The 25456-nt window shown below is 72.1% G+C and carries 25 protein-coding genes; 12 read left to right on the top strand and 13 right to left on the bottom strand.

The features are described from left to right. Window positions 1-3 precede the first annotated feature (3 nt). A complete protein-coding gene (gene tgt, locus NYO99_RS13395; RefSeq protein ID WP_268167713.1) occupies window positions 4-1131 on the bottom strand; it encodes a tRNA guanosine(34) transglycosylase Tgt in 1128 nt (375 codons plus the stop codon). A gap of 31 nt (window positions 1132-1162) precedes the next feature. Between tgt and NYO99_RS13390 the strand changes: the two genes are divergently transcribed. After that, complete coding sequence (locus NYO99_RS13390) at window positions 1163-1768, top strand: IMPACT family protein (RefSeq protein WP_268167712.1); 606 nt, start codon at window positions 1163-1165, stop codon at window positions 1766-1768. Here NYO99_RS13390 and queA read toward each other — a convergent pair. After that, window positions 1720-2766, bottom strand: a complete 1047-nt coding sequence (gene queA / locus NYO99_RS13385) for a tRNA preQ1(34) S-adenosylmethionine ribosyltransferase-isomerase QueA (RefSeq protein ID WP_268167711.1) — start codon at window positions 2764-2766, stop codon at window positions 1720-1722. The genes NYO99_RS13390 and queA overlap by 49 nt on opposite strands. A 127-nt stretch (window positions 2767-2893) precedes the next feature. On the opposite strand from queA, the gene NYO99_RS13380 reads away from it, so the two are divergent. The 4 genes from NYO99_RS13380 to recG all read left to right on the top strand — a co-directional run bounded on the left by NYO99_RS13380 (window position 2894) and on the right by recG (window position 6676). Beyond that, window positions 2894-3256 carry a TraR/DksA family transcriptional regulator gene (locus NYO99_RS13380; protein WP_268167710.1) on the top strand — a complete coding sequence of 121 codons (363 nt, stop codon included), beginning with the start codon at window positions 2894-2896 and terminating at the stop codon, window positions 3254-3256. 20 nt (window positions 3257-3276) lie between these two features. Continuing rightward, window positions 3277-3645: a hypothetical protein gene (locus NYO99_RS13375; protein WP_268167709.1), complete on the top strand. Its 369-nt coding sequence runs from the start codon at window positions 3277-3279 to the stop codon at window positions 3643-3645. 105 nt (window positions 3646-3750) lie between these two features. Further along, the gene (locus tag NYO99_RS13370) at window positions 3751-4500 is read left to right on the top strand and encodes a substrate-binding periplasmic protein (RefSeq protein WP_268167708.1); all 750 of its coding nucleotides are present in this window, start codon (window positions 3751-3753) and stop codon (window positions 4498-4500) included. 31 nt (window positions 4501-4531) lie between these two features. Continuing rightward, a complete protein-coding gene (gene recG, locus NYO99_RS13365; protein WP_422395504.1) occupies window positions 4532-6676 on the top strand; it encodes an ATP-dependent DNA helicase RecG in 2145 nt (714 codons plus the stop codon). A 37-nt stretch (window positions 6677-6713) separates the two neighbouring features. Here recG and NYO99_RS13360 read toward each other — a convergent pair whose 3' ends face one another. From NYO99_RS13360 to NYO99_RS13335, 6 genes are all read right to left on the bottom strand, one after another. Continuing rightward, window positions 6714-6908 (bottom strand): hypothetical protein, encoded by a 195-nt coding sequence (locus NYO99_RS13360; RefSeq protein ID WP_268167706.1) that lies wholly within the window; start codon window positions 6906-6908, stop codon window positions 6714-6716. 115 nt (window positions 6909-7023) lie between these two features. Further along, the gene (locus tag NYO99_RS13355) at window positions 7024-8145 is read right to left on the bottom strand and encodes a 6-phosphofructokinase (RefSeq protein ID WP_268167705.1); all 1122 of its coding nucleotides are present in this window, start codon (window positions 8143-8145) and stop codon (window positions 7024-7026) included. Then, window positions 8142-8885, bottom strand: a complete 744-nt coding sequence (locus NYO99_RS13350) for a LytR/AlgR family response regulator transcription factor (protein ID WP_268167704.1) — start codon at window positions 8883-8885, stop codon at window positions 8142-8144. Before NYO99_RS13350 ends, NYO99_RS13355 begins: the two co-directional genes overlap by 4 nt. After that, the gene (locus tag NYO99_RS13345) at window positions 8882-9928 is read right to left on the bottom strand and encodes a sensor histidine kinase (RefSeq protein ID WP_268167703.1); all 1047 of its coding nucleotides are present in this window, start codon (window positions 9926-9928) and stop codon (window positions 8882-8884) included. The genes NYO99_RS13350 and NYO99_RS13345 overlap by 4 nt, the downstream gene beginning before the upstream one ends. 3 nt (window positions 9929-9931) lie before the next feature. After that, entirely contained in the window at window positions 9932-10831 is a 900-nt protein-coding gene (locus tag NYO99_RS13340) for an alpha/beta fold hydrolase (protein ID WP_268167702.1), read from the bottom strand. 123 nt (window positions 10832-10954) lie between these two features. Beyond that, window positions 10955-11650, bottom strand: coding sequence for a peptidylprolyl isomerase (locus NYO99_RS13335; RefSeq protein ID WP_268167701.1), 696 nt, complete (start codon window positions 11648-11650; stop codon window positions 10955-10957). A 139-nt stretch (window positions 11651-11789) separates the two neighbouring features. Here NYO99_RS13335 and NYO99_RS13330 point away from each other — a divergent pair, with 139 nt between their 5' ends. Then, window positions 11790-12263 (top strand): FKBP-type peptidyl-prolyl cis-trans isomerase, encoded by a 474-nt coding sequence (locus tag NYO99_RS13330; RefSeq protein WP_268167700.1) that lies wholly within the window; start codon window positions 11790-11792, stop codon window positions 12261-12263. On the opposite strand, the gene panC is transcribed toward NYO99_RS13330, so the two are convergent. Both panC and panB read right to left on the bottom strand, forming a co-directional pair. Then, a complete protein-coding gene (gene panC / locus NYO99_RS13325; RefSeq protein WP_268167699.1) occupies window positions 12256-13095 on the bottom strand; it encodes a pantoate--beta-alanine ligase in 840 nt (279 codons plus the stop codon). The genes NYO99_RS13330 and panC overlap by 8 nt on opposite strands. A 2-nt stretch (window positions 13096-13097) precedes the next feature. After that, window positions 13098-13907 (bottom strand): 3-methyl-2-oxobutanoate hydroxymethyltransferase, encoded by an 810-nt coding sequence (gene panB, locus NYO99_RS13320; protein ID WP_268167698.1) that lies wholly within the window; start codon window positions 13905-13907, stop codon window positions 13098-13100. A gap of 87 nt (window positions 13908-13994) precedes the next feature. On the opposite strand from panB, the gene NYO99_RS13315 reads away from it, so the two are divergent. The 3 genes from NYO99_RS13315 (at window position 13995) to NYO99_RS13305 (ending at window position 16804) form a co-directional block, all read left to right on the top strand. Beyond that, entirely contained in the window at window positions 13995-14915 is a 921-nt protein-coding gene (locus tag NYO99_RS13315; RefSeq protein WP_268167697.1) for a hydrogen peroxide-inducible genes activator, read from the top strand. A gap of 78 nt (window positions 14916-14993) precedes the next feature. Further along, window positions 14994-15488 carry a Dps family protein gene (locus NYO99_RS13310; protein WP_268167696.1) on the top strand — a complete coding sequence of 165 codons (495 nt, stop codon included), beginning with the start codon at window positions 14994-14996 and terminating at the stop codon, window positions 15486-15488. After that, window positions 15485-16804: a hypothetical protein gene (locus NYO99_RS13305; protein ID WP_268167695.1), complete on the top strand. Its 1320-nt coding sequence runs from the start codon at window positions 15485-15487 to the stop codon at window positions 16802-16804. The genes NYO99_RS13310 and NYO99_RS13305 overlap by 4 nt, the downstream gene beginning before the upstream one ends. Window positions 16805-16810: 6 nt before the next feature. Here the strand turns inward: NYO99_RS13305 and NYO99_RS13300 are convergent, their stop codons facing one another. After that, window positions 16811-18619 (bottom strand): methyl-accepting chemotaxis protein, encoded by a 1809-nt coding sequence (locus tag NYO99_RS13300; protein ID WP_268167694.1) that lies wholly within the window; start codon window positions 18617-18619, stop codon window positions 16811-16813. A 158-nt stretch (window positions 18620-18777) separates the two neighbouring features. On the opposite strand from NYO99_RS13300, the gene NYO99_RS13295 reads away from it, so the two are divergent. Next, entirely contained in the window at window positions 18778-20430 is a 1653-nt protein-coding gene (locus NYO99_RS13295) for a peptide chain release factor 3 (RefSeq protein WP_268167693.1), read from the top strand. An 11-nt stretch (window positions 20431-20441) separates the two neighbouring features. Here NYO99_RS13295 and NYO99_RS13290 read toward each other — a convergent pair whose 3' ends face one another. Both NYO99_RS13290 and NYO99_RS13285 read right to left on the bottom strand, forming a co-directional pair. Next, window positions 20442-21035: a hypothetical protein gene (locus NYO99_RS13290; protein WP_268167692.1), complete on the bottom strand. Its 594-nt coding sequence runs from the start codon at window positions 21033-21035 to the stop codon at window positions 20442-20444. Further along, window positions 21025-21597, bottom strand: coding sequence for an RNA polymerase sigma factor (locus NYO99_RS13285; protein ID WP_268167691.1), 573 nt, complete (start codon window positions 21595-21597; stop codon window positions 21025-21027). The genes NYO99_RS13290 and NYO99_RS13285 overlap by 11 nt, the downstream gene beginning before the upstream one ends. Window positions 21598-21700: 103 nt before the next feature. Here NYO99_RS13285 and NYO99_RS13280 point away from each other — a divergent pair, with 103 nt between their 5' ends. Both NYO99_RS13280 and NYO99_RS13275 read left to right on the top strand, forming a co-directional pair. Continuing rightward, on the top strand, window positions 21701-24547 hold the full coding sequence (locus NYO99_RS13280) for a CHAT domain-containing protein (protein ID WP_268167690.1): 2847 nt from the start codon (window positions 21701-21703) through the stop codon (window positions 24545-24547). Continuing rightward, window positions 24544-25440: a caspase family protein gene (locus tag NYO99_RS13275; RefSeq protein WP_268167689.1), complete on the top strand. Its 897-nt coding sequence runs from the start codon at window positions 24544-24546 to the stop codon at window positions 25438-25440. Before NYO99_RS13280 ends, NYO99_RS13275 begins: the two co-directional genes overlap by 4 nt. The last annotated feature ends 16 nt before the right edge of the window (window positions 25441-25456 follow it).

Raw genomic sequence — 25456 nt, 5'->3', positions numbered from 1 at the left:
GGTTCAGACGCCGCGCGCCCGGTCCGCATGGAACTGCGCGCGCCAGGCCTCGAAGCGGCCGGCGTCCAGCGCGTCGCGGATCTCCTGCATCAGGGCCAGGTAGTAGTGCAGGTTGTGCACGCTGGTCAGCATGGGGCCCAGCATCTCGCCGCAGCGGTCCAGGTGGTGCAGGTAGGCGCGGCTGAAACCGGTGCAGCATTCGCAGCTGCAGGTCGGGTCCACGGGCGACTCGTCGGCCTTGTAGCGGGCGTTGCGCAGGCGCAGGTCGCCGAAGCGGGTGAACAGGTGGCCGTTGCGCGCATTGCGGGTGGGCATCACGCAGTCGAACATGTCGATGCCCTGGCTGACGCCTTCGACGAGGTCTTCCGGCGTGCCCACGCCCATCAGGTAGCGCGGCTTGTTGGCCGGCAGCTGGTGGCCCGTGTGCTCCAGGATGCGCTGCATCTCGGCCTTGGGCTCACCCACGCTGAGGCCGCCGATGGCGTAGCCGGGCAGGTCCAGCTCGGCCAGGCCGGCCAGCGACGCGTCGCGCAGCTGGGTGTACATGCCACCCTGCACGATGCCGAACAGCGCGTTCGGGTTCTCCAGCCGCTCGAACTCGGTGATGCAGCGCTTGGCCCAGCGCAGGCTGAGCTCCATGGACTGCTTGGCCTCGCGCTCGGTGGTCAGCACACCCTTGGTCTCGTAGGGCGTGCACTCGTCGAACTGCATGACGATGTCGCTGTTGAGCACCGTCTGGATCTGCATGCTGACCTCGGGCGTCAGCAGCAGCTTGTCACCGTTGACTGGCGAGGCGAACTTGACGCCTTCCTCGCTGATCTTGCGCATGGCGCCCAGGCTCCACACCTGGAAGCCGCCGCTGTCGGTCAGGATGGGCTTGTTCCAGCTCTCGAAGCGGTGCAGGCCGCCGAACTGCTTCACCACATCCAGGCCCGGGCGCATCCACAGGTGGAAGGTGTTGCCCAGGATGATCTGCGCGCCCATCTCGTTGAGCGAGCGCGGCGTGACGCCCTTGACCGTGCCGTAGGTGCCCACGGGCATGAAGATGGGCGTCTGCACCACGCCGTGGTTGAGCGTGAGCGTGCCGCGACGGGCGCGGCCTTCGGTGGTGAGGAGGTCGAACTTCAGCATTGGCGGGATTGTCGCAGCCGACAATCCCGCTATGTCGCTGACCCTGGCCGCGCCGGCCGAACACGAACTCGTCGTCAAAAAAAGCCGCTTCCTCGGGCGCGTGGAACCCTGCGCCGACCGCGCCACCGCACTGGCCCGCGTGGCCGCGCTGCGCGACGAGCACCCGGGCGCCGCCCATGTCTGCTGGGCGCTGCTGGCCGGCGGCCACTCAGCCGCCAACGACGACGGCGAGCCCGGCGGCACGGCCGGCCGGCCCATGCTGGACGTGCTGCGCCACCAGGGGCTGGACGGCGTGCTGGCCACGGCCGTGCGCTACTGGGGCGGCGTGAAGCTGGGCGCTGGCGGCCTGGTGCGGGCCTACACGGACTGCATCGCGCAGGCCCTGCTGACGGCCGACAAGATTGAGCGCGTGGCCCAGGTGGAGCTGGGCTGCGAGCTGCCCTACGAGCTGGAGGGCCGGCTGCGCCGGCTGGCCGAGCAGCACGCGGCGGCGCTGCTGGAGGTGCGGCACGACGCGCGGGTGCACATGCGCTTCGCACTGCCCGTCACCGCGCGGGCCGTGTTCACGGCCGCGGTGGACGAGGTGGCTCAGGGCCGCGTCGGCTGGGTGCGGTCCAGCAGCATCGCGTCGCCGTAGCTGAAGAAGCGGTAGCGCTGCGCCACCGCATGGCGGTACAGCGCCATCACGTGGCCGTGGCCGGCCAGCGCGCTGACCAGCATCATCAGCGTGCTCTTGGGCAGGTGGAAGTTGGTGACGAGGCGGTCCACCACGCGGAACTCGAAGCCGGGCGTGATGAAGATGTCGGTCTCGCGCGCGCCGGCCTGCAGCGTGCCGCCGCGCGCGGCAGACTCCAGCGCCCGCAGCGTGGTGGTGCCCACGGCGACGACGCGGCCGCCACGCGCGCGGCAGGCGGCGATGGCGTCCACCGTCGCGAGCGGCACCTCGAACCACTCGCTGTGCATCTTGTGGTCGGCCAGCTGCTCCACGCGCACGGGCTGGAAGGTGCCTGCGCCCACATGCAGCGTCACATGCGCCTGCTCGACACCACGCGCCGCGAGCGCGGCCAGCACGCCCTCGTCGAAGTGCAACGCCGCGGTCGGCGCGGCCACGGCACCCGGCTCCTTGGCAAACACGGTCTGGTAGCGGCGCTCGTCGTCGGCGCTGTCGGCATGCTCGATGTAGGGCGGCAGCGGCACGTGGCCGTGGGCCTCCAGCAGCGCGAAGGGGTCGCCCGCGAAGCGCAGGTGAAAGAGGCCGTTGTCCGGCCCGCAGCGGCCCAGTACCTCGGCGTCGAAGGCATCGGCGAAGCGCACACGGCTGCCGGGCTTGGGGCTCTTGCTGGCGCGCAGGTGCATCCACACCTCCTGCGTGCCGGGCAGCACGCGCTCCACCAGCGCCTCGACATGGCCGCCCGTTGACTTCACGCCGTAGAGCCGCGCCTTGATGACGCGCGTGTTGTTGAAGACGAGCAGGTCGCCCGGGGACAGCAGGCCGGGCAGATCGCGGAACACGCGGTCCACCGGCGCGGGGCCGGTGCCGTCCAGCAGCCGGGAGGCGCTGCGCTCGGCGGCCGGGTGCTGGGCGATCAGCTCGGGGGGGAGATCGAAATCGAAGTCAGCGACCGTGTAGGACATGTGCTTGAGGGCTGGACGAACCCGTGCCAAACCAGAAAAAGGGACGCGGATTCTCCCATCGCCCCCTCTTGATGCAGCGCAATACCGCGCCGCGGCGCCGGTGCCAGCATGGGTGCCAGGAGGTTCCATGAGCACTGACCTGACACCCGGACAACATGCCCTGCTGGAGAGCGAGCTGCAGCTGAACCGCCAGCGCCTGCAGGCCGCCCTGCAGGCCCAGCGCGGCGGCAGCGACCGCGTGGCCCACGCCGCCGCGCTGCTGGAGGACGACCCGGCCGAGCACCGCCCCGACCGCGAGCTGGACCAGGCCCGCGACGACCACCTGCTGGTGGAACTGCAGGCCATCGACGACGCGCTGCGGCGCCTCAGGACGCCGGGCTACGGCCGCTGCACCGACTGCGGCGCCGCCATCCCGTTTGACCGGCTGCAACGCCAGCCCCAGGCCCTGCGCTGCCTCGACTGCCAGACCGCTGCCGAAGCCGCCCACTGACTTTTCACCGGAGACCCGACATGTTCCACGCCATCGTTCACCTCGACCACCAACACGCCCAGGTGCTGCATTTCGATGATCACCAGGTCCACGCCGCCAACATCGAGGCGCACCACCGCCGCGCCCACGGGCACGACGAGCGCAGCGAGCACGCGCTGTTCGAGGCCATCTGCCAGGCCGTGCAGGACACGCCCGAGGTGCTGGTGACCGGCGCCCATGTCGTGATCAACCAGTTCCGCCACTACATCGAGGCGCACCGCCCCAAGCTGGCCCCGCGCATCGCCGACTACCGGCCCGCCGCGCCGCTGAGCCAGGGCCAGATGCTGGCGATGGCTCGCCAGTTCTTCGTCAGCCACGACCGCATGGCCGGCATCCCGACGCCGACCTGAGCACGCAAGCCGGCCGGCCGCGCGAAATCGCACGCCGGCCGTTCACGGCTGCAAAGGTTTGTCATGTGGGCGCCCTAGACTCGCGCCGCCCGCCCGACCGCTGCCGTGAAACGCCGTTCCTGCCTCGCCCTGCCCGCCCTGCTCGTTGCGCGACCCGCCGTCGCTTCGGGCGGCGATATCGAGTTGCTGGGCATCACCGAGAACCTGCCGCCGCTGAACTACAGCGACGACACGGGCGCCCAGGGCTTCAGCGTGGAGCTGCTGCGGCTGATGGCCACGCAGGCCGGGCTGAAGCTGACCGTGCAAGTCATGCCCTGGCAGCGCGCCATGCAGGCCGCCGAGGGCAGCGCCCACAGCGTGTTGTTTTCGCTGACGCGCACGCCCGAGCGCGAGGGCAAGTTCCAGTGGGTGGGGCCGATCGCGCAGCGGCGCGTGCTGCTGTACAGGCTGGCCAGCCGCACCGACCTGACGCTGACGCAGCTGAGCGAGCTGGGCACGGCGCGCATCGGCGTCGTGCGCGACTCCGCCGCCGACCGCCAGCTGCAGGCCGCCGGGCTGCGGCCGGGCCTGCAGCTCGAACAAGGCCTGGACGACGCCGCCAACCTGCGCAAGCTGCTGGCCGGCCGCATGGACTACATCGCGCTGCTGGACTGGGCGGCCGCCTGGAACCTGCGCCAGCTGCAGCTGCCGCTCACCACGCTGCAGCCCGCCATGGAACAGGACGCCACGCACAGCTACTTTTACGGCCTGCGCCTGGATGCCGACCCCGCGCTCGTGCGCCGGCTGCAGGCCGCACTCGACACGCTGCGGCGCGACGGTCGCTACGAGCGGCTGCGCCAGCGCTACTTCCGCTGAACGCCCGGCGGCGCCCTGGCCAGCGGCCAGAATGCCGGCCATGACCGCGCCGCCGTCACCGCCCCCCGACAAGCCCAAGTCTGCGCCCCAGAAGGCGATGGAGAAGCTCGGCCTGGTGCGTGACATCGACCTCGCCCTGCACCTGCCGCTGCGCTACGAGGACGAGACCCGCCTCACGCCCATCGCCGCGCTGCAGGACAACGAGCCGGCGCAGGTGGAAGGCGTCGTCGTGGACTGCCAGATCGAGCTGCGCTCGCGCCGCCAGCTGCTGGTGAAACTCAAGGACGGCAGCGGCGGCGGCCTGCTGCTGCGCTTCCTGCACTTCTACCCCTCGCAGCAGAAGCAGATGGCCGTGGGCGCGCGGCTGCGCGTGCGCGGCGAGGCGCGCATCGGCTTCTTCGGCCGCGAGATGGTGCACCCGGTCGTCAAGGTGGTGGCCGACGACACGCCGCTGGCGCAATCGCTGACGCCGGTCTACCCCACCTCGGCCCAGCTGCCCCAAGCCTATCTGCGCAAGGCGGTGGGCGCCGGCCTGGCGCGGGCCGATCTGCGCGAGATCCTGCCGCCCGGCTGCGTGCCGGCCGGCCTGCCCACGCTGAAGGAGGCCCTGACCTACCTGCACCACCCGCCGCCCAGCGCGTCGCAGGAAGCGCTGCACGAACACCACCACCCGGCCTGGCACCGGCTCAAGTTCGAGGAGCTGCTGGCGCAGCAGCTGTCGCAGCTGCGCGCCCAGCGCGAGCGTGCGCTGCTGGTGGCGCCCGCGCTGCGTGCCCGGCCTGGCGGCCTGCACGAGCAGCTGCTGGCCGTGCTGCCCTTCCAGCTGACCGGCGCGCAGCAGCGCGTGTGCGAGGAAGTGGCGCAAGACCTGGCCCGCCCCCAGCCCATGCACCGGCTGCTGCAGGGCGACGTGGGCTCGGGCAAGACGGTCGTCGCCGCGCTGGCCGCGGCCGTGGCCATCGACGCCGGCTGGCAGTGCGCGCTGATGGCGCCCACCGAGATCCTGGCCGAGCAGCACTTCCGCAAGCTCATCGCCTGGCTGGAGCCGCTGGGGCTGAAGGTGGCCTGGATCACCGGCAGCGTGAAGGGCAAGGCGCGCCAGAAGATGCTGGACGCCGCCGCGTCGGGCGAGGCCCAGCTCATCGTCGGCACGCATGCCGTCATCGAGGACAAGGTGCGCTTCGCAAAGCTGGGCCTGGCCATCATCGACGAGCAGCACCGCTTCGGCGTGGCACAGCGGCTGGCGCTGCGCGGCAAGCTCAAGGCAGACGCCGCCGCCGGGCCGCCCCAAGGCGGCGTGCGCCCCCTCGGGGGGCAGGAGCCGCAGGCGACGTGGGGGCCAACAGTCCCTCTGGAGCCGCACATGCTGATGATGAGTGCGACACCGATTCCAAGAACGCTGGCGATGACCTACTTCGCCGACCTGGACGTCTCCACCATCGACGAGCTGCCGCCCGGGCGCAGCCCCATCGTCACCAAGGTGTTCACCTCGGCCAAGCGCGACGACGTCATCGACAAGATCCGCCTCGCGGTGGCCGACGGCGCGCAGGTCTACTGGGTCTGCCCGCTGGTGGAGGAGAGCGAGGCCATCGACCTGCGCAACGCCACCGAAACGCACGAGGAGCTGAGCGCCACGCTGGCCGGCACGGCCGTGGGCCTGCTGCACGGCCGCATGGCACCGGCCGACAAGGCGGCCGTGATGGCGCAGTTCTCCAGCGGCGCGATGAGCGTGCTGGTGGCGACGACCGTCATCGAGGTGGGCGTGGACGTGCCCAACGCCAGCCTGATGGTCATCGAGCATGCCGAGCGCTTTGGCCTGGCGCAGCTGCACCAGCTGCGCGGCCGCGTGGGGCGTGGCAGCAAGGCCAGCGTCTGCGTGCTGATCTACACGCCGCCGCTGTCCGAGACCGGCAAGTCCCGCCTCAAGGCCATGGCCGAGACGACCGACGGCTTCGAGATCGCGCGGCGCGACCTGGACATCCGCGGCCCGGGCGAGTTCATGGGAGCGCGCCAGAGCGGCGCCGAGCTGCTGCGCTTTGCCGACCTGCAGGAGGACGCGCCGCTGCTGGTGGCCGCCCGCGAGCTGGCGCCGTGGCTGCTGGACGAGCACCCCGACGCCGCGCGCCGCCAGGTGGCGCGCTGGCTGGGCACGAAGGCCGAGTTCCTGAAAGCTTGAGGGCGCTGGCGATGCCTCTCATCGCCAGCACAGCGCCTCACTTGCAGCTGTAGCTCTTGGCGCTGACTTCCTTGACGTTGCCGGCGCCGCAGGCGGCGATCGCACGGTCGCTGTTCTTGGCCAGCGCCTCGGCGTCGTACGCGTGGGACGAGCCGGACGGCGGCGCGAACACGCAGGCGCTCAGCAGGGCGGCGGCGGTCACAGCGGTGAGGATGGTGGCGATGCGGTTCATGGGGCTTCCCTCGTTGGAATGAATGAAGCCCGCAGCGTAGGCGCGCCGCCCGGCGCTGTCGCCCGGCGTGCGACGGGCTGCACGAGCGCGGTGCCAGACTGCAGCCACGCGAGGCTCAAGCGCCGAGGCAGACGCCCAGGTCACGCGCAGTGGCCAGCGTGTCGCCGTCCAGCGGCACGGCCTTCATGCGGCCCGCCACGTCGGCCAGCGGCACGGGGCGCACGTCTCCGCCCTGCAGCGCCACCATGACGTCCTGCTGCCCCGCCGCCAGCGCGCGCACCGCGGCCGCACCGAAGCGCAGCGCCGCCACGCGGTCGTACGCCGTCGGGCTGCCGCCGCGCAGCAGATGGCCCAGCACGACGCAGCGTGCGTCCTTGCCCGTCAAACGGGCCAGTGCCTGGCTGACCTGCTCGCCCATGCCACCCAGGCGCTCGGCGTGGCCGGCCTCGGCAGGCGCGAGCGTCGCGTGCGCCCCGTCATGCGGGCGAGCGCCTTCGGCCACGACGACGATGGAATACGACTGGCCCTGCGCCTCGCGCCGCGCAATCAGCGCGGCCACGGCGGCAAGGTCGAAGGGCAGCTCGGGCAGCAGGATGGCGTGCGCCCCGCCCGCCAGCCCGGCATGCAGCGCGATCCAGCCGGCGTAGCGCCCCATCACCTCCACCGCGATGATGCGGTGATGGCTGGCCGCCGTGGTGTGCAGGCGGTCGATGCACTCGCTGGCAAAGGCCACGGCAGTGTCGAAGCCGAAGGTGGTGACGGTGCCGTCGAGATCGTTGTCGATGGTCTTGGGCACGCCCACCACGCGCAAGCCGCGCTGGGCCAGCTGATGCGCGATCGCCAGCGAGCCGTCGCCGCCCACGGCCACCAGCGCGTCGATCTGCTCGCGCGCCAGCGCGTCCAGCAGGTCCTGCGAGCGGTCGGCCAGCGCGGTGCTGCCGTCGGCCTGGCGCACCGGGTAGGCGAAGGGGTTGCCCTGATTGGTGGATCCCAGCAACGTGCCGCCCAGCGCCGCGATGCCCTCGACGCGCTCGGGCGTCAGCGCGATGCAGCCGTCACCCGGCCGGTAGCGCTCGGGGCGCAGCAGGCCGTCGTAGCCGTCGCGGATGCCCAGGCAGGCCCAACCGCGCTGCAGGGCCGCCCGCGTGACGGCCTGGATGACGGCGTTCAGCCCGGGGGCGTCGCCGCCGCCGGTGGTGATGGCGATGCGGCGGATGGTGGCAATCGGCGCACTCATAGCTCAAGCATCTCACGCAGCAGCTTGGCCTGGCGGCGCGACACCTCCACCTGGTGGCCGTCGCGCAGCGTGACGCGGTAGCCCTCGCTGCTGGACGGCGCCACGGCCTGGATGCAGCGCAGGTTGATGAGGTGGCTGCGGCTGGCGCGGAAGAACAGCTGCGGGTCCAGCTTCTCCTCCAGGCTGGTGAGCGTGCGGCTGATCAGCGGGCGCTGGCCATCGAACCAGGCCTGGGCGTAGTTGCCGCAGGCCTCGAAGCCGGTGATGTCGCCCAGCCGCACGAACCAGCAGCGCTCGCCGTCGCGCAGAAAGACCATGTCGTCGGCACCCTTGCTGCCCGCGCTGCCCGCACTGCCCGTGGGGGCCGCGGCGGGCGCAGCGGCCGCCGCGCGCAGGCGCTCGCGGGCCTTGGCGAGCGCGGCGTCGAGCCGGTCCGGCGCGATGGGCTTGAGCAGGTAGTCCAGCGCATTGCGCTCGAAGGCGGCCAGCGCGTGCTGGTCATAGGCGGTGGTGAACACCACCAGCGGCAGGTGTTCCAGCTGGTCCAGCAGGTCAAAGCCCGTGGCGCCAGGCAGCTCCACGTCCAGCAGCAGCAGGTCGGGTCGCAGCTGTTCGATGGCCTCGCGCGCGGGCAGCAGTTCGGCGGCCTCGCCGACGATGTCGGCATCGGGGATGGCGGCCAGCAGCGTGCGCAGTTCCTGGCGGGCCAGGCGCGAGTCTTCGACGATGAATATCCTCATGCCGCCAGTGTCACGCAGACGCGCACGCGCCCGTCGGCCGCGTCGATGCGGCAGCCCGCGCCGTCGCCGCCCGCGCGCGCCAGCCGCTCGCGCAGGTGCACCAGGCCCAGGCCGGTGCTGGTGGGCGCGTCCGGCACGGGCTTCCACTGGCCGGGGTTGCTGACGGCGATGCTCAGCGTCGCGCCGTGGCGGGTGATGGCGATGTCCACCACGCCGCCGCCAGGCGTGCGGGCAATGCCGTGCTTGATGGCGTTCTCCACCAGCAACTGCAGCAGCATGGGCGGTACCTGGGCGTCAGCCGCCGCGGGGTCGATCTGCCACTGAACCTGCAGCCGCTCCTCGTGATGCAGCTGCTCCAGCGCCACGTAGTCGCGCACCACGGCCAGCTCGTCGGCCAGCGGCACGCGCTCCCGGGCGCTGTGCGTGAGCGTGTGGCGCAGCGTGTTGGACAGGCGGCTCACCATGTCGCGGGCGCGAGCCGGGTCTTCGTTGATCAGCGCGCGCAGGTTGTTCAGCGCGTTGAACAGGAAGTGCGGGTTGATCTGCGCGCGCAGCACCTGCAACTCCAGCGCACGGGCGGCGGCCTCGGCCTGCCACTTGGCGATCTCGCCCTGGCGCCAGCGCGTCAGCAGCTGCGCGCCCACCCAGGCCGTCAGCCACAGCCACAGCAGGATGCTGGTGTTGGCGGTGTAGCCGGCCAGCACCCCCCAGCCATGCGGCGTGCCAGGGGGAAAGCTCAGCCAGCCCAGCGCGAGGCCGGTCTTGTTGATCACCAGCAGCGTGAGCTGCACGAGCGCCGCGAACACGGGCGGCATGAAGATCACGCAGAACAGCAGCGAGCGCGGCGAGCGGTCCAGCCAGCGCTGCCACAGCGCCAGGCCGCGCAAGCCCTCACTGGCCGCCCAGAGCAGCGCGCCCAGGCAGACCATCACGAAGCTGAGCGAGCCCGTCAGCGGCCTGACGCTGGCCACCATGGCCAGCGAGACTGCGACGTACCCGCTCCACAACAGCGCCTGCAGCGCGGCGCGTCGGGTGTTCGTCATGGATCAGCGAGCGGCGGCCAGGAAGCCCTTGACCTCGCCCACCAGCCACTCCGGGTCGTCCCACATCAGGAAATGGAAGCCGCGCGGGCTCATGGACACCTTGACGCCGTTCAGCCCGGTGTACTGGCCCTCGAAGATCTTGCGGGTGCTGTCCATCGTCGAGCCCATGGGCTCGTAGGCCGCCCAGGCGCCCAGCACCAGCGTGGGCGTGGTGATCTTGGGCAGCAGCGGGCGCAGGTCCTCGCCCCACAGCTCGGACATGGCCTGTGCGGACGTGGTCCGGTCGCTGGCCAGGCTCCAGGCGATGACGCGCTCGTTGTTGGCCGGGCTGCGGCTCATGCCCATGGCGCCCTGGCGCGCACCGGCTTCCCACTGCTCCTTCGTCGAGTTCAGCATCTGCTGGCGCATGGCCGCCGCTGCGCCCTTGGCAGCCTCGGGCGACATGCCGCGCAGGCCGGCGAAGAAGGGCAGCGAGTCCACGATCACCAGGCGGTCCAGCCGGCCCGGCTTCTCGGCGGCCATCTTCAGCGCCAGCGCGCCGCCCAGGCTGTGGCCCATGATGACGGGCTTGTCGAGCTGGCGGTCGTCCACGTAGGCCAGCAGGCGGTCACGCATGCCGTCCAGGAAGGCCTCGGTCTTCACCGCAGGCGCGCCGGCGAAGCCGGGCAGCTGCACGATGTGGCACTGCACGCCGGGCTGCAGCGCGGCGCAGGTCTCCGTCCAGGTGCTGGCGGCGCTGTTCAGGCCGGGGATCATGACGACCGGGCGGCCATTGCCGACCACCTCGACCTTGAGGTCACGGAACTCGGTCGCGGCGGCCTGGCTGTTGCCGACGGCCAGTGCGGTGGCGATGGCGACGGCGGCACCGAACAGACCGGCCCAGGAACGCTTGCTGCGGGACATCTCGACTCCAGAAGGTGTTGTGATGGCCGGCATGTTGCCGCAGCCCCCGGCCCGCGCCGGGCGTTCGATGACGAACGGCGAGCCGGGCTGACGAATGGCGAGAACCCGGGGCCAGCGGCGCCGCTACTTCAGCCGCTGCACCCAGTACACCAGCACCTCGGTGCGCGGCTGGATGTCGCTGGGGCTGTAGGTGTAGGTGGGCACCACGTTGATGGCGTCCAGCGTATTGAGCCCCGAGATGATGCGGCCGAACACCGCGTAGCCCGGGTTGGCGGCGCTCTGGTAGTCGAGGCTGGTGTTGTCCACCACGTTGAAGAAGAACTGGCTGGTGGCGGAGTCGGCATCGCTGCGGCGCGCCATCGCGATCGTGCCGCGCAGGTTGGACAGGCCGTTGTTGCTCTCCAGCTTGATGGGCGCGTACAGCGGCGCCTTGGCCACCATGCCGGTCGTGTAGCCGCCGCCCTGGACGACGAAGTCGCGGTCGACGCGGTGGATCAGCGTCTTCGTGTAGAAGCCCGCGGCCACGTACTTGTAGAAGTTGGCCACCGTCTGCGGTGCGTAGGTGTCGTACAGCTCGACGACCATCTCGCCGCTGCTGGTCAGCATGCAGACCGTGGGCCACGCCGACGACGCCGACGCGGCCAGGCCCGCCGCGCTGCAGGACAGCGTGGGCGGGTTGGGGTTGGGATTGGGCTGCGGGTAGGGCGTGCCGCCGCCGCTGCCATGGTGGTCACCACCGCCGCCGCCGCAGGCGGTCAGCAGGCCCGCCAGGCCCAGGGTCAACACATAACGGGTGAAGCGGTGTGATTGCAGGCGCATGGCAGGTCTCCAGTCTGGCCTGCTCAACGGCCCGGCAAGCTTCGTGTTGACTTTGCTTACAAGCCTTTACGCACGCTGGCTATAGTCCGCGCCGCCGCGGCCTGCTGCGGCGCTTTCACACCTCACCAGCCGTACACCCATGCCTGCTCTCCGTTCCCGCCGTGCCACCCTTGTGCTCGCCCTGAGCGCCAGCCTCGCCCTCGCCGCCTGCGGTGGCGGCGGCAGCAGCGATTCCAGCGCCAACACCGACGCCTACGGCTGGGCGGCCGTGACCGCGCTGAAGACCACCGACACCACCGTGGGCACCGGCGCGCAGGCCGACACCACCAAGACCGTGTCGGTGCACTACACCGGCTATGTGTACGACGTGCGCGTGGCCACCACCAAGGGCTCGCAGTTCGACACCTCGGTGGGCAAGACGCCGTTCAGCTTCAAGCTCGGCGCCGGCACGGTGATCCCCGGCTTCGACCAGGGCGTCACGGGCATGAAGGTGGGCGGCAAGCGCACCATCACCATCCCCGCCGCGCTGGCCTATGGCAGCAGTGGCGTGGGCACCAGCATCCCGCCGAACGCCGCGCTGGTGTTCGACATCGAGCTGCTCAGCGTCAACTGACGACTTCGAGGTTGTCGATCAGCCGCGTGGTGCCCAGCCGCGCGGCGGCCAGCGCCACCAGCGGCTGGCCGTCGACGGCCGCGCCCAGGTCATGCTGGCGGCGCAGCGTCACGTAGTCCGGCGCCCAGCCGGCGTCGCGCAGGGACTGCATCGCGTCGGCTTCCAGCGCGGCCACGTCCCGCTCGCCCGCCTGCCAGCGCGCGATCAGGGCCTTGAGCGTGCGTGACAGGCGCAGCGCCTCCACCTTCTCCGCGTCGCTGAGGTAGCCATTGCGCGACGACAGCGCCAGGCCTTGCTCGCTGCGGCGCGTCTCGCCGCCGTGGATGGCGATGGGCAGGCCCATCTGTGCCGTCATGCGGCGCAGCACCATCAGCTGCTGGTAGTCCTTCTTGCCGAAGACGGCCAGCGTGGGCTGCACGAGGTTGAACAGCTTGTGCACGACGGTGCACACGCCGGTGAAGAAGCCGGGGCGGAAGTGGCCTTCCAGGATGTCGGCCAGCTCGGGCGGCGGCACCACCTTGTAGCCCTGGGGCTCGGGGTAGAGCTCCTTCTCGCTGGGCGCGAAGACGATGTCGCAGCCGGCGCCTTCGAGCAGCTCGCAGTCGCGTTCCAGCGTGCGCGGGTAGGTGTCGAAGTCCTCGTGCGGCGCGAACTGCAGCCGGTTCACGAAGATGCTCGCGACCACGGCACCAGCCGGGCCCACCAGCTCGCGCGCCTGCTTCACCAGCGCCAGGTGGCCGTCGTGCAGGTTGCCCATCGTCGGCACGAAGCCCCGCTGGCGATGGAGGGCGAGCGCGTTGCGCAGCTCGGGGATGGTGTGGATGACTTGCATGTTCAGAAGCCGTGGACGGCGTCCACGGGGAAGGTGCCGGCCTTCACCTCGTCCACGTAAGCCTTCACTGCGGCCAGCACCGAGTCCTGGCCGGCCATGAAGTTCTTGACGAAGCGCGGCTTGCGGCCCGGCGTGATGTTGAGCATGTCGTGCAGCACCAGCACCTGGCCCGAGCAGCCTACGCCCGCACCGATGCCGATGACGGGCACCGGCGACGCGGCCGTGATCTCAGCGGCCAGCGCGGCGGGCACCATTTCGTACAGCAGCATGGCCGCGCCGGCTTCGACGGCCTCCTGCGACTCGCGCTTGATGCGCGCGGCGCTCTCCTCGTCGCGGCCCTGCACCTTGAAGCCGCCCAAAGCGTTCACCGTCTGCGGCGTGAAGCCCAGGTGCACGCAGACCGGGATGCCGCGTTCGCTCAAGAAACGCACGGTCTCGGTCGTCCAGCCGCCGCCTTCGAGCTTCACCATGTGGGCGCCGGCCTTGACCAGCGCGGCGGCGCTCTTCCAGGCCTCTTCCTTGCTCACGTGATAGCTGTCGAAGGGCAGGTCGGCCACGATCCAGGCCCAGCGGTGACCGCGCGACACGCACAGCGTGTGATAGACCATGTCCTCCAGGCTCACCGGCGCCGTGGAGCCGCGACCCTGCAGCACATTGCCCAGCGAATCGCCGATCAGCAGGATGTCCACGCCCGCCTCGTCCAGCAAGCTGGCGAAGGCCGCGTCATAGCAGGTCAGCATGGCGATCTTCTCGCCGCCGGCATGCATCTGCGCCAGGCGCGGCAAGGTCATCGGCTTGCGTTCAGCAGTCATGGGATACCTCGGTGAAAACCCTTGGAGCCCTTGTGGGGCGGCGGCAGTGTAGCGTTCGGGTCCTTTCCCCGAAGTCGTCCTGCCGCCATGACCCTGACCGAGTTGCGCTACATCGTCGCCGTTGCCCGCGAGCGCCATTTCGGTCGTGCGGCCGAGGCCTGCTTCGTGTCGCAGCCCACGCTGTCCGTCGCGATCAAGAAGCTGGAGGAAGAGCTGGACATCAAGATCTTCGAGCGCGGCGGCAGCGAGGTCAGCGTCACGCCGCTGGGCGAGGAGATCGTGCGCCAGGCGCAGTCGGTGCTGGACCAGGCCGGCGCCATCAAGGAGATCGCCAAGCGCGGCAAGGACCCGCTGGCCGGCGCGCTGCGCCTGGGCATCATCTACACCATCGGCCCCTACCTGCTGCCGGAGCTGGTGCGCCACACCATCGACCGCTACCCGCAGATGCCGCTGATGCTGCAGGAGAACTTCACGGCCAAGCTGCTGGAGATGCTGCGCACCGGCGAGCTGGACTGCGCCATCATGGCCGAGCCCTTCCCCGACACCGGCCTGGCCACGGCTGACCTGTACGACGAGCCCTTCGTCGTCGCGCTGCCAGCCTCGCACCCCATGGCCGACCGCGCCACCATCAGCGCCGAGGAGCTCAAGCGCGAGACCATGCTGCTGCTGGGCACGGGCCACTGCTTCCGCGACCATGTGCTGGAGGTCTGCCCCGAGTTCGCGCGCTTCGCCAGCGATGCCGAGGGCATACGCCGCAGCTTCGAGGGCTCGTCGCTGGAGACCATCAAGCACATGGTGGCCTCGGGCATGGGCGTGACGGTGGTGCCGCGCCTGTCGGTGCCGCGCGACGCCTCACCGCACCTGCGCTTCGTGCCCTTCAGCGCCCCCGTGCCCACGCGCCGCGTGGTGCTGGCGTGGCGGCGCAGCTTCACGCGCTACGAGGCCATCGCGGCGCTGCGCAACGCCATCTACGCCTGCGAGTTGAACGGCGTCAAACGCCTGTCCTGAGCCCTGCCCCCCAGGCAGCGAGCGCGCCGGCCCTTGCGGTAGGCTTGCTGCGTACCGTCTGTTCCCCCGGAGCCCCGCATGCCCAAGAAGTCCGCCGCCCCCACCCTCAGCATCGGCATCAGCGACAAGGACCGCGCCACCATCGTGGCCGGCCTGTCCAAGCTGCTGGCCGAGACCTACACGCTGTACCTGACCACCCACAACTTCCACTGGAACGTCACCGGGCCGATGTTCAACAGCCTGCACGCGATGTTCATGGCCCAGTACACCGAGCTGTGGAACGCCGTGGACCCGGTGGCCGAGCGCATCCGCTCGCTGGGCCACGCCGCGCCCGGCAGCTACGCGCAGTTCGCCAAGCTCAGCGGCCTGCCCGACGCGCCCGCCACGCCGCCCAAGGCGCTGGAGATGGTGCGCATCCTGAAGGAAGGCCACGAAGCCGTCGCCCGCACCGCGCGCGCGCTGTTCCCCGCCGTCGACAAGGCCAGCGACGAACCCACGGCCGACCTGCTGACCCAGCGCATCACGGTGCACGAGCAAACGGCCTGGATGCTGCGTAGCTTGTTGGAGGAGTGATCGCAGCCGCCCCAGGCCGCCCGCGCAGTGCGCTGCGGCGCGCCCTCAAGGCGCTGGCCTGGCTCACGCTGGCGCTGGTGGTGGGCAGCGTGATTGCGGTCGCGCTGGCCCTGCAAGGTGCGCCGCGCTGGCCGGCCGCTGCCGAGGTGTCGGTGGCGGACATCGCCCGCGCCCGCGACTTCCTGCGCCGCAACGACCCGCGCCAGCCAGCGCCCGGCCCGCTGCGCACGCTGGTCACCTCGGAGCGCGAGGCCAACCTTCTGCTGGGCCAGCTGGCCCGCCGCGCCGCCGCCGGCGCGACGGCGCGGGTGGCGCTGGGCGCTGGCAGCGCCCGCGTGCAGGCCAGCCTGCCGCTGCCGCACAGCGCCGTCACGGCCTGGCTGAACATCGACGCCACGCTGCGCGAAACCCCCGGCCTGCCCGCCGTGGACAGCCTCACGGTGGGCCGGCTGCCGGTGCCCGGCTGGGTCGCCACGCGGCTGCTGCGCGTGCTGGCCGAGCGCGCCCGCCAGAGCACGCCGGAAGGCGCACTGGCGCTGAGCATGGTGAGGCAGGTGCGTCTGCAGCCGGCGCGGCTGGAAGTGAGCTATGCCTGGGGCGAGGACAGCCTGCGCCGCGTGCTCGGCACGCTGCTGCCGCCCGACGAGCAGGCCCGCCTGACCGCCTACGCCCAGGCGCTGAGCGGCGCCATGCAGGCCCACGCGGCGGCCGGCAGCGGCAGCAAGGCGCTGCCGCTGGAGCAGCTGCTGACCTCGCTGTTCACGCTAGCCAGCCAGCGCAGCGCCGGCGGCAACGACCCGCTCGCGGAGAACCGCGCGGCGCTGCTGACGCTGGCGCTGCAGGCCACCGGGCGGCAGCTGTCCGACCTCGTGCCGGCCATCCAGGCTGCACCGCAGCCGCAGCACATGCCCATCACGCTGTCGGGCCGAGACGACTTCGCCCAGCACTTCCTGATCTCCGCCGTGCTGGCGCTGGAAGGCGGCGGCCCGCTGGCCGATGCCATCGGCGTCTACAAGGAAGTGGCCGACCTGCGCCACGGCAGCGGCTTCAGCTTCAACGACATTGCGGCCGACCGCGCCGGTGCGCGGCTGGGGCTGCTGGCCCGCCGCGACCCGGCGGCGCTGCAGCGGCGCCTGGCGCAGGGCGTGCGCGCCAGCGATGTGATGCCCGATGTGTCCGACCTGCCGGAGTTCCTGGGCGCCCGCGAGTTCCGCCAGGCCTACGGCGGCGTGGGCGCGCCGCCCTACCGCCGCATGCTGGCCGACATCGAGCGCCGGCTGGACGCGCTGCCGCTGCTGCGGCCGGCCGCGCCCTGAGCGGCGTCAGGCCAGCCGGAATGCGCCCACCGCCGCCGCCAGGCGCTCGGCCTGCTGCTTGAGCGCCTCGGCCGCCGCGGCCGACTCCTCCACCAGCGCGGCGTTCTGCTGGGTCAGCTGATCGAGGTGGCCCACGGCCTGGCTGACCTCGGCGATGCTGCCGCTCTGCTCGCTGCTGGCGGCGGCGATCTCCTGCATGATGCCGGTGACCTGCCCCACCGAGCCGACGATCTCGTTCATGGTCTCGCCGGCTTCATGCACCAGGCGCGAGCCGGTCTCCACCCGCTCCACCGACACCGAGATCAAGCTCTTGATCTCCTTGGCCGCCTCGGCGCTGCGCTGGGCCAGCGTGCGCACCTCGCCGGCCACCACCGCAAAGCCGCGGCCCTGCTCGCCCGCGCGGGCGGCCTCGACCGCGGCGTTCAGCGCCAGGATGTTGGTCTGGAAGGCAATGCCGTCGATGGTGCCGATGATGTCGGCGATGCGCGTGGAGCTGGCGCTGATCTCCTGCATGGTGGTGACGACGCGCGCCACCACCTCGCCGCCGCGCCCGGCCACCTGCGAGGCCGCGCCCACCAGCTGGTTGGCCTGGGCGGCCCGCTCGGCGTTGAGCCGCACCGTGTCGGTCAGCTGCTCGGTGGAGCTGGAGGTTTGCTCCAGGCTGCTGGCGGTCTGCTCGGTGCGGGCGGACAAGTCCTGGTTGCCCAGCGCGATCTCCTGCGACGCGGTGCGCACCGATTCGCTGCCATCGCGGATCTCGCGCAGCACGTGGCTGAGCTTCTCGACGAAGGTGTTGAAGCCGGCCGCGATCTCGGCCAGCTCGTCGTCGCCAGCGGCGCTGACGCGGCGCGTGAGATCGCCGTCGCCGGAGGCCACGTCCTGCATGGCCGCACTGAGCTGGGCCAGCCGCTGCAGCTTGCGCGCCACCAGCGCGGCCATCGTGGCCCCGGCCAGCACCAGCACCACCACCGTCGCCAGCAGCGAGCTCAGCGCCAGGCCGCGCAGCGAGGCCAGCGCCTCGCCCCGGTGCAGCGCGATGACCAGCACCCAGTCCGTGCCCTTGACGGCGGTGGCCAGCAGCTCATGCGGCACGCCGTCGATGTCGGCCGCCTTCAGCTGGCCGGCGCTGGCCAGCTGCTGCAGGCCCTCGACGGTCAGCCCGGCCACGGCCTCGCGGGCCGGCGTGCCGCCGCGCTTGAGGTCGGGATGGGCGATGAAGTTGCCGTCCTTGTCCGTCAGGAAGGCATAGCTGGCCGGCGTGGGCTGGATGGACTTGACGATGCTGACGACGTTGTCCAGGAACACATCGCCCGCCGCCACCGCCGTCGTCGCGCCGCCCTCCTTCTGCGCCACGGCGAAGGTCACGACCATGCGCTGCGTGGCCGCGTCCTTGTAGGGCGCTGTCAGCACGGGGCCGCTGGCGCCGGCGGCCAGCTGGTACCAGGGCCGGCCGGTGGGGTCGTAGCCGGGGGGCAGGTTCTGCGGCGCGTTGAAGACGATGCGCTTGTCCGCGTAGGCGATGTAGCTGTTGTCAAAGCCGCCCGACACCTGGGCCTGCACCAGCGCCGGCACCGGGTCGGCCAGCGCAGCAGCGGGCAGCGTGGCGCGCACCACGGCCGTCTTGCCGGCCGCCCAGTCCTGGATGGCGCGGGCCTGGGCCTGGGCCAGGTCCAGCGTGCTCTTCTGCAGGCCCTCCAGCACCTGGCCGCGCGCGGTCAGGTAGTTGGCCACCGCCAGCGTCAACAACCCCAGCAGCAGGGCCAGCACGGCCAGCAGCACCAGTTGCACACGCAAGGACTTGACGTTCGTCAGCATGGGTGTTCCCTCCGGAGTGATCGGGCAACCGGTGCTTTCGCCGGGCACCTGCGGCTGACTCTAGCCAGCGCACCCGCCCCCGTCCATGGCGGCGCCGATACAGCGGCCTGCGCTGGCGGGCCACGGATAATCGCGGGTTAGCCCGCCAGAAGCCCCCCATGTCCGAACCCATCGCCAGCCGCATCGAGACGGAAGTCCGCCGCCGCCGCACCTTCGCCATCATCAGCCACCCCGACGCCGGCAAGACCACGCTGACGGAAAAGCTGCTGCTGTTCTCGGGCGCCATCCAGATCGCCGGCTCGGTGAAGGCGCGCAAGGCCACCCGGCATGCGACGTCGGACTGGATGGAGATCGAAAAGCAGCGCGGCATCTCGGTGGCCTCGTCGGTCATGCAGATGGAGTACCGCGACTGCGTGATCAACCTGCTGGACACCCCGGGCCACCAGGACTTCTCGGAAGACACCTACCGCGTGCTGACCGCCGTGGACGCGGCGCTGATGGTCATCGACGCGGCCAACGGCGTGGAGCCGCAGACCCGCCGCCTGCTGCAGGTCTGCCGCGCCCGCAACACGCCCATCCTCACCTTCGTCAACAAGATGGACCGCGAGGTGAAGGACCCGCTGGCGCTGATGGACGAGATCGAGCAGGAGCTGGGCATGACCGTCGTGCCCTTCACCTGGCCGGTGGGCATGGGCAAGCAGTTCCACGGCGTGATGGACCTGCGCCAGCAGCGCATGCGCGTGTTCGCGCCTGGCGAGGACCGCGCCGCCGGCACCGAGGAGGTGCTGGAAGGCCTGGACAACCCGGCGTATGCCGAGCGCTTCGGCATGCAGTACGACAACGCGGCTGGCGAGATCGAGCTGGTGCGCGAGGCCGCGCCCGAGTTCGTGCATGACGAGTTCCTGAGCGGCAAGCAGACGCCGATGTTCTTCGGCTCGGCCGTCAACAACTTCGGCGTGCAGGAAGTGCTGGACGCGCTGGTGGAGCTGGCGCCCGCGCCCGACGTGCGCGAAGCCATGCAGCGCACCGTCAAGCCCGAGGAGCCCAAGTTCACCGGCGTGGTGTTCAAGATCCAGGCCAACATGGACCCCGCGCACCGTGACCGCATCGCCTTCGTGCGCGTGGCCTCGGGCCGCTTCGAGCGCGGCATGAACCTCAAGGTCGTGCGCTCGGGCAAGAGCCTGCGGCCCAACAGCGTCGTCACCTTCATGAGCCAGAAGCGCGAGCTGCTGGACGAGGCCTTTGCCGGCGACATCATCGGCATCCCCAACCACGGCGTGCTGCAGCTGGGCGACACCATCACCGAAGGCGAGGCGCTGCAGTACACGGGCCTGCCCTTCTTCGCGCCGGAAATGTTCCGCTCGGTGGAAGTGGCCGACCCGCTGCGCACCAAGCAGCTGCGCGAGGGGCTGCGCCAGCTCGGCGAGGAAGGCGCCATCCAGGTGTTCCGCCCCGAGGCCGGCAGCGTGCTGCTGCTGGGCGCCGTGGGCCAGCTGCAGTTCGAGGTCGTCGCGCACCGCCTGGAGCATGAGTACGGCTGCAAGGCCCGCGTGGCGCCGGCCCGCTACAACGTGGCGCGCTGGGTCACCTGCGACGACGCCGAGGGCCAGCCCGGCAGTGGCGAGAAGGAGCTGCGCCGCTTCATCGACCACAACGCGCACCGCGTGGCCTGGGACGCGGTCAACGCGCCCACCGTGCTGCTGGAGTACGCCGGCGAGCTGCGCGCCATGCAGGAGAACTGGCCGCGCATCAAGTTCCACGCGCTGCGCGAGCACGCGGGCCTGGTGTTCCAGCAGCGCATGGAGGGCTGAAGCCCCGGGGGTCAGCGCGCGTCGCTGACCTTCAAGCGCAAGCGGCCATCCGGCGCCAGCGCGGTCTCCAGTTCGGCCAGCCGCGCGCCCACGCGGGCGTCGCACGGCGCGGGGCAGCGGATGTCCAGCCACACCGCCTGCGGTGCCGGGGTCGATTCGGCCACCTCGGCGCCCCAGCCGCGCAGTTCAGCCGCCAGGCTGCGCGCGTCAGCCTGCGGGCTGGCGCTGAGCCAGTGGGCGTCGGCCGTGCTGGCGCCGTCGCCGCGCCACTGCGCATCCTCGCCGGGCCACCAGTACCCGCCCACGCCCAGACCCAGCAGCAGGGCCGCCGCCACACCCCCGGCCCAGCGGCCGGCAGCGCCATTGGCCGCCGCACGCGGCGCCAGCACGGCCGGCACGCCCTGGTCGGCCCGGCGCAGCACATCGGCCCAGCCGTCAGCCGGGGCCTCGACGGCCGGCACGCGGTCCAGCCCGGCGCGCAGCCGGCGGCCGGCGGCCACGTCGGCTGCATGGGCCGCATCGGCCGCATGGGCCTCGTCCACCGGCGCGCCCGCCAGGCCGCGCAGCCAGGCCTCGTCGCGGGGATCGGTGTTGTCAGCAGTCATCGCACTCCTTCAGGAACGGCGCCAGCTTGGCGCGGCTGGCGGCCAGGTAGACCGTCGTGGCACGTTCGGTGCGGCCGATCAACTCGCCCAGCTCTCCATGCTGGAGGCCGCCCCAGTAATGCAGGTACAGCGCTTCGGCGCGCTGCGGATGCGCCATCGCGAACCGAGCAAAACCGCGCCGCACGCAGTCCACAGGTTCACTGAGATGCGCATCGTCGGCAAACATCAGGCCGTCGAGGTCCTCCACGTCGTCCACCCGGTCCAGCGGGCGCTTGCGGCGCAGCTCGGCCAGCCACACCCGCTGGCCGATGGCCCACAGCCAGGTCGACAGCTGGGACCCACCCCGAAAGCCGGGCAGCCCCCGCAAGGCCTGCACAAAGCTCTCCTGCGCCAGCTCATGGGCCAGCGCCTGGTGGCAGCCGCAGGCCCTGAAATAGCGCGCCAGCCGCGGGTACCAGGCCGGGTAGAGCGCCGCGAGATCGGCCGCCGTGGGCGGCGCCACGGCCTCCGCCGGTTCAGGGGGCGTGCCGGCGATCAGCGCATCGTCATCGGTCGGTAACATCGCGCGCCAGTTGAGGGGTCGGACAAGGCCCCCGCACCCCGGGAGGAGCACAGTGGGCAGGCGTACAGCAACGGTCGGGCACCGCAGCCGGCGCGGGCGAGCCGTGCTGCTGGGCCTCGCCATCGCGGCGGGCGCGACTGTAGCCGCAGCCGTGCCGGCCTCGCCGCCGCCACGCCTGCTGGAGACCCTCAGGCTCGCCACAGACGCGGCTGCCGAGCACGGCAACCGTGCGGACTACCAAGCCTGTAGCGCCGCGCTCACGCCGTTCGCAACACAGGCCCTGTCCCATGCCGCCGACGAGCGCGTCGCCTGGGCGCTGCTGCACGAATTCGGCTGCCGCATGGCCCATGTCGCCAACAAGGGCGCCACGCTGGCCGAGCTGACGGCCATGCACCACGCACGCTGGCAGCTCACCCGCCAGCACGGCATGGCGCTGTGGCCGCGCATGCGGGAACGCACCCTCGTCTGGAACTGGGTCGATCGCCTGCACGGGCCGACTGCAGCGGACGCCTGGTTGGACGCGGAGCTGCTGACCCCGCTGCTGCGCGATGCCCAGGCCGGTGTCGGCGAGGCGATGGCCGAGCTGACCCACCTCGTGGAGACGCTGTACGGCTATGGCGCGCCGCTGGGCCGCGTCGAGGCGGTACAGCAACGGCTCGCCAGCGCGCTGGGGCCCACGGCCCCGCCGGTGCTGGCCACCGCGCGGGTGCTGGCCGTCACACACCGGCGCGCCGGTCGGGCCGAGCAGGCCCTCGCCGCCATCGAGCCGGCCTACCGACATGCGCTCATCGCCTACCCCGGCAGCGACCTGCTGGCCTGGCTGGACAGCGAGCGGGCGCTGGTGCTGGACCGGCTGGGCCGCGTCCAGGAAGCGCTGGGCGCCCAGCTGCGCGTGGCCGACTTCTGGGCACGCCATCCCCAACCCGAGCGCATGCGCGGTGCCCGGGCCGAGCAGAACGTCGCACGCCTGCAACTGGCCATCGGCCGGCCCGACGCTGTGGCCAGCCATGCGCGCCGGGCTGCAGCCTGGGCCGACGACGCCGGTGCGCTCACCTGGCAGATCGGCGCGGAGAACGTCACCGCACGCCTGGCATTGGCCATGAGCCAGCTGCGCCTGAGCCAGCCCGGTGCGCTGCAGGCGCTGCGGCAGGCCCTGGACGAACTGGAGCCCTCTGACTTCTTTCTGCAGGCCGCGCCGCTGGAGGAGCTTTGGCTGGGCGCCGAGCAACAAGGCGAGACCGCGCTCGCCGCCTGGGCGCAGCAGGCCCTGCAACGCCACCTGGCCCGCTGGGTGCAGCCGCTGCAGACCGAGGCCCTGCTGGGCGAGCTGATGCGTGCGAGACGCTCGCCTGAGCAGGCCGACGAAGCCCGCTGGCAAGCCGTGGCCCTGGGCAGCATGGGCCGAGGCCCGGGGCTGGAGGCGCTGGCGCTGTTCGACACCGCCGACGCGCTGGCCGCACGCGCGCCCCGGCTGGCCGTGGCCTTGTACAAGCGCGGCTGCCGGGCGCTGCACCGCTCACGCGCTGACGTGACCTCGGCCGAGCTGCTGCGCATGAGCTTCGCGCGCTTCGAGGCGCCACTGCGCCGCTTCGTCACGCTGCTGCTGGATCAGGGCCGGCTGCACGAGGCCGAGCAGGCGCTGGCCTTTCTGCATGAGGGCGAGTTGGATGCGTTCGAGCGCCGCCAGACGGCTCTCAATGGCCCGCCCGCACTGGACGCCAGCGAGCAGGCCTGGGATGCCGCCGTCACCCGCATCGGCGATGCCCTGCGGCAGACGGCCCAGGCGCTGGAGCGCCCGCTGGACGAACAGGCGCCGTTGGCCTTCCCAGGCCATGTGCGGCTGGCCCAGGCCACTGAGGCCCAGGCGCAGGCCGGCGCGGCGATCGCCCAGGCCAGCCAGCAGCTGCTGGCCGCCGCCACCGAGGCGCCGCCACCGGCCAACCTGCCACCGCCGCCGGCCGGCACGGCCGAGCTGGGCTTTGCCGTCGGTGGCCGGCAGCTGGACGTGCTGCTGCGCCTGCCCTCCGGCGAGGTGAAGCACTGGCGCCAGGCCCTGCCGCGCGCCGACCTGGCCCGCCAGGTGCAGCAGCTGCGCCAGCTGCTGGAGCGGCCGGACAGCGACATCGACACGCTGCAGCGCCAGGCCCAGGGCCTGCACGATCTGCTGCTGGCCCCGGCGCTGGCCCAGCTGCCACGCGAGGTGCGGCGGCTGCGGCTGCGCGCCGATGGCGTGCTGCACTACCTGCCATTCGCGGCGCTGCACGACGGCCGGCACTACCTCGCCGAGCGCTTCGTGCTGAGCCAGCACAGCCCGGCCGCCACCGCGAGCGCTGCCAACACCGGCGGCGCGCTGGGCCTGGGCCGGGTACGGGCGGGCGCGCGCCGGGCGACCGAGCCCGCCCTGCCGGCCGTCGCGCGCGAGCTGCAGGCGCTGCAGCGCTGGCCCGACAGTGAACTCGCGCTGGACGCCGCCTTCAGCGAGGCCCGGCTGCGCGACGGCCTGGCCCGCCAGCCCGCGCTGGTGCACCTGGCCAGCCATTTCCACCGCGACCCCGGCGGCGACGGCGCCTCCTACCTGCTGCTGGGTGACGACCGCCAGCTCAGCGTGGAGCAGCTCGCCCGCCTGCCCTGGCACGGCGTGCAGCTGGCGCTGCTGTCGGGCTGCCAGACCGGCCTGCCGGTCGACGGCCAGCCCCAGGCCGGCGGCCTCGCCGCCCGGCTGCGGCAGGCCGGCGTGCAGCAGGTGCTGGCCACGCAATGGCGCATCGCCGACGCGGCCGCGGCCGACTGGATCAGCGCCTTCTACGCCGGCCTGCCCGCGCAAGACCTGGCACGTCAACGCCCGCGCGCCGACTGGCTGGCCCAGGCGCAGCAACAATGGCTGCTCGCCCACCGGGACTCCCCACGCGCCCACCCGCACTACTGGGCCGCCTACGCATGGTTCGAATGAAGCGCGCCCTCGCCACCGCCCTCACCCTGCTCGCCACGCTGCTGCCCGGCGCGGCCCTGGCCGCCGACCAGGCGCTGCTGGTGGGCGTGGGCCGCTACCCCGCGCTGCCGCAGCGGCTGTGGCTGGACGGCCCGGCCAACGACGTGGCACTGATGCGCGAGGCGCTGCTGGCCCGCGGCTTTGCGCCGCAACAGGTGCTGAGCCTCAGCGACGCACCGACGCGGGCCCAGATCGTCGCGGCCATGGCCGCCGTGCTGCGCGGCGTGCAGCCGGGCGACCGCGTGGTGTTCCATTTCTCCGGCCACGGCAGCCAGCAGCCCCAGCCGGCCGGCGCCCGCCAGTCCGAGCCCGACGGACTGGATGAGGTGCTGCTGCCCGCCGACGTGCGCGGCTGGGCCGGCCCCGGCGAGGTGGCCGCCATCCCCAACGCCCTGCGTGACGACGAGATCGGCGACTGGCTGGACGCGCTGGTGGACCGCGGCGCCCAGGTCTGGGCCTTCTTCGACACCTGCCACGCGGCCGGCATGGCGCGCGGCGACGCCACCCGCGGCCTGCGCGCCGTGGCGCCCGCCGAGCTGGGCCTCGCGCTGGAAGCACGCCCGCGCCCCGGCGCGCCCCGCTTCGGCAGCCCGCGGCTGGACGGGCGGGCCCTGTTCTTCGCCGGCCGCAGCCACGAGGGCGTGGCCGAGGAATGGCTGCCCCGCGGCGCCGGCCTGGCGCGCAGCCGCCGCCACGGGGTGTTCAGCTGGCACGTAGCGGCCCTGCTGCGCGAACAGGGCCTGGGCGAACCCGCCTCGCTGCTGGCCGCGCTGCAGCAGCGCTACGCCAGCGAGCGCCGGCAGCAGCCCGTGCCGGTGCTGGCCGGCGCCCTCGCGCAACAGGCGCGGCGCTGACCCGGGTTGTCCCGCC

The sequence above is a fragment of the Roseateles hydrophilus genome (genome assembly GCF_026712245.1).
In the GTDB taxonomy this organism is placed as follows: Bacteria; Pseudomonadota; Gammaproteobacteria; order Burkholderiales; family Burkholderiaceae_C; genus Pelomonas; species Pelomonas hydrophilus.
Note: the sequence above shows the minus strand (reverse complement) of the source record. Positions and strands in the feature narration are given on the sequence as shown.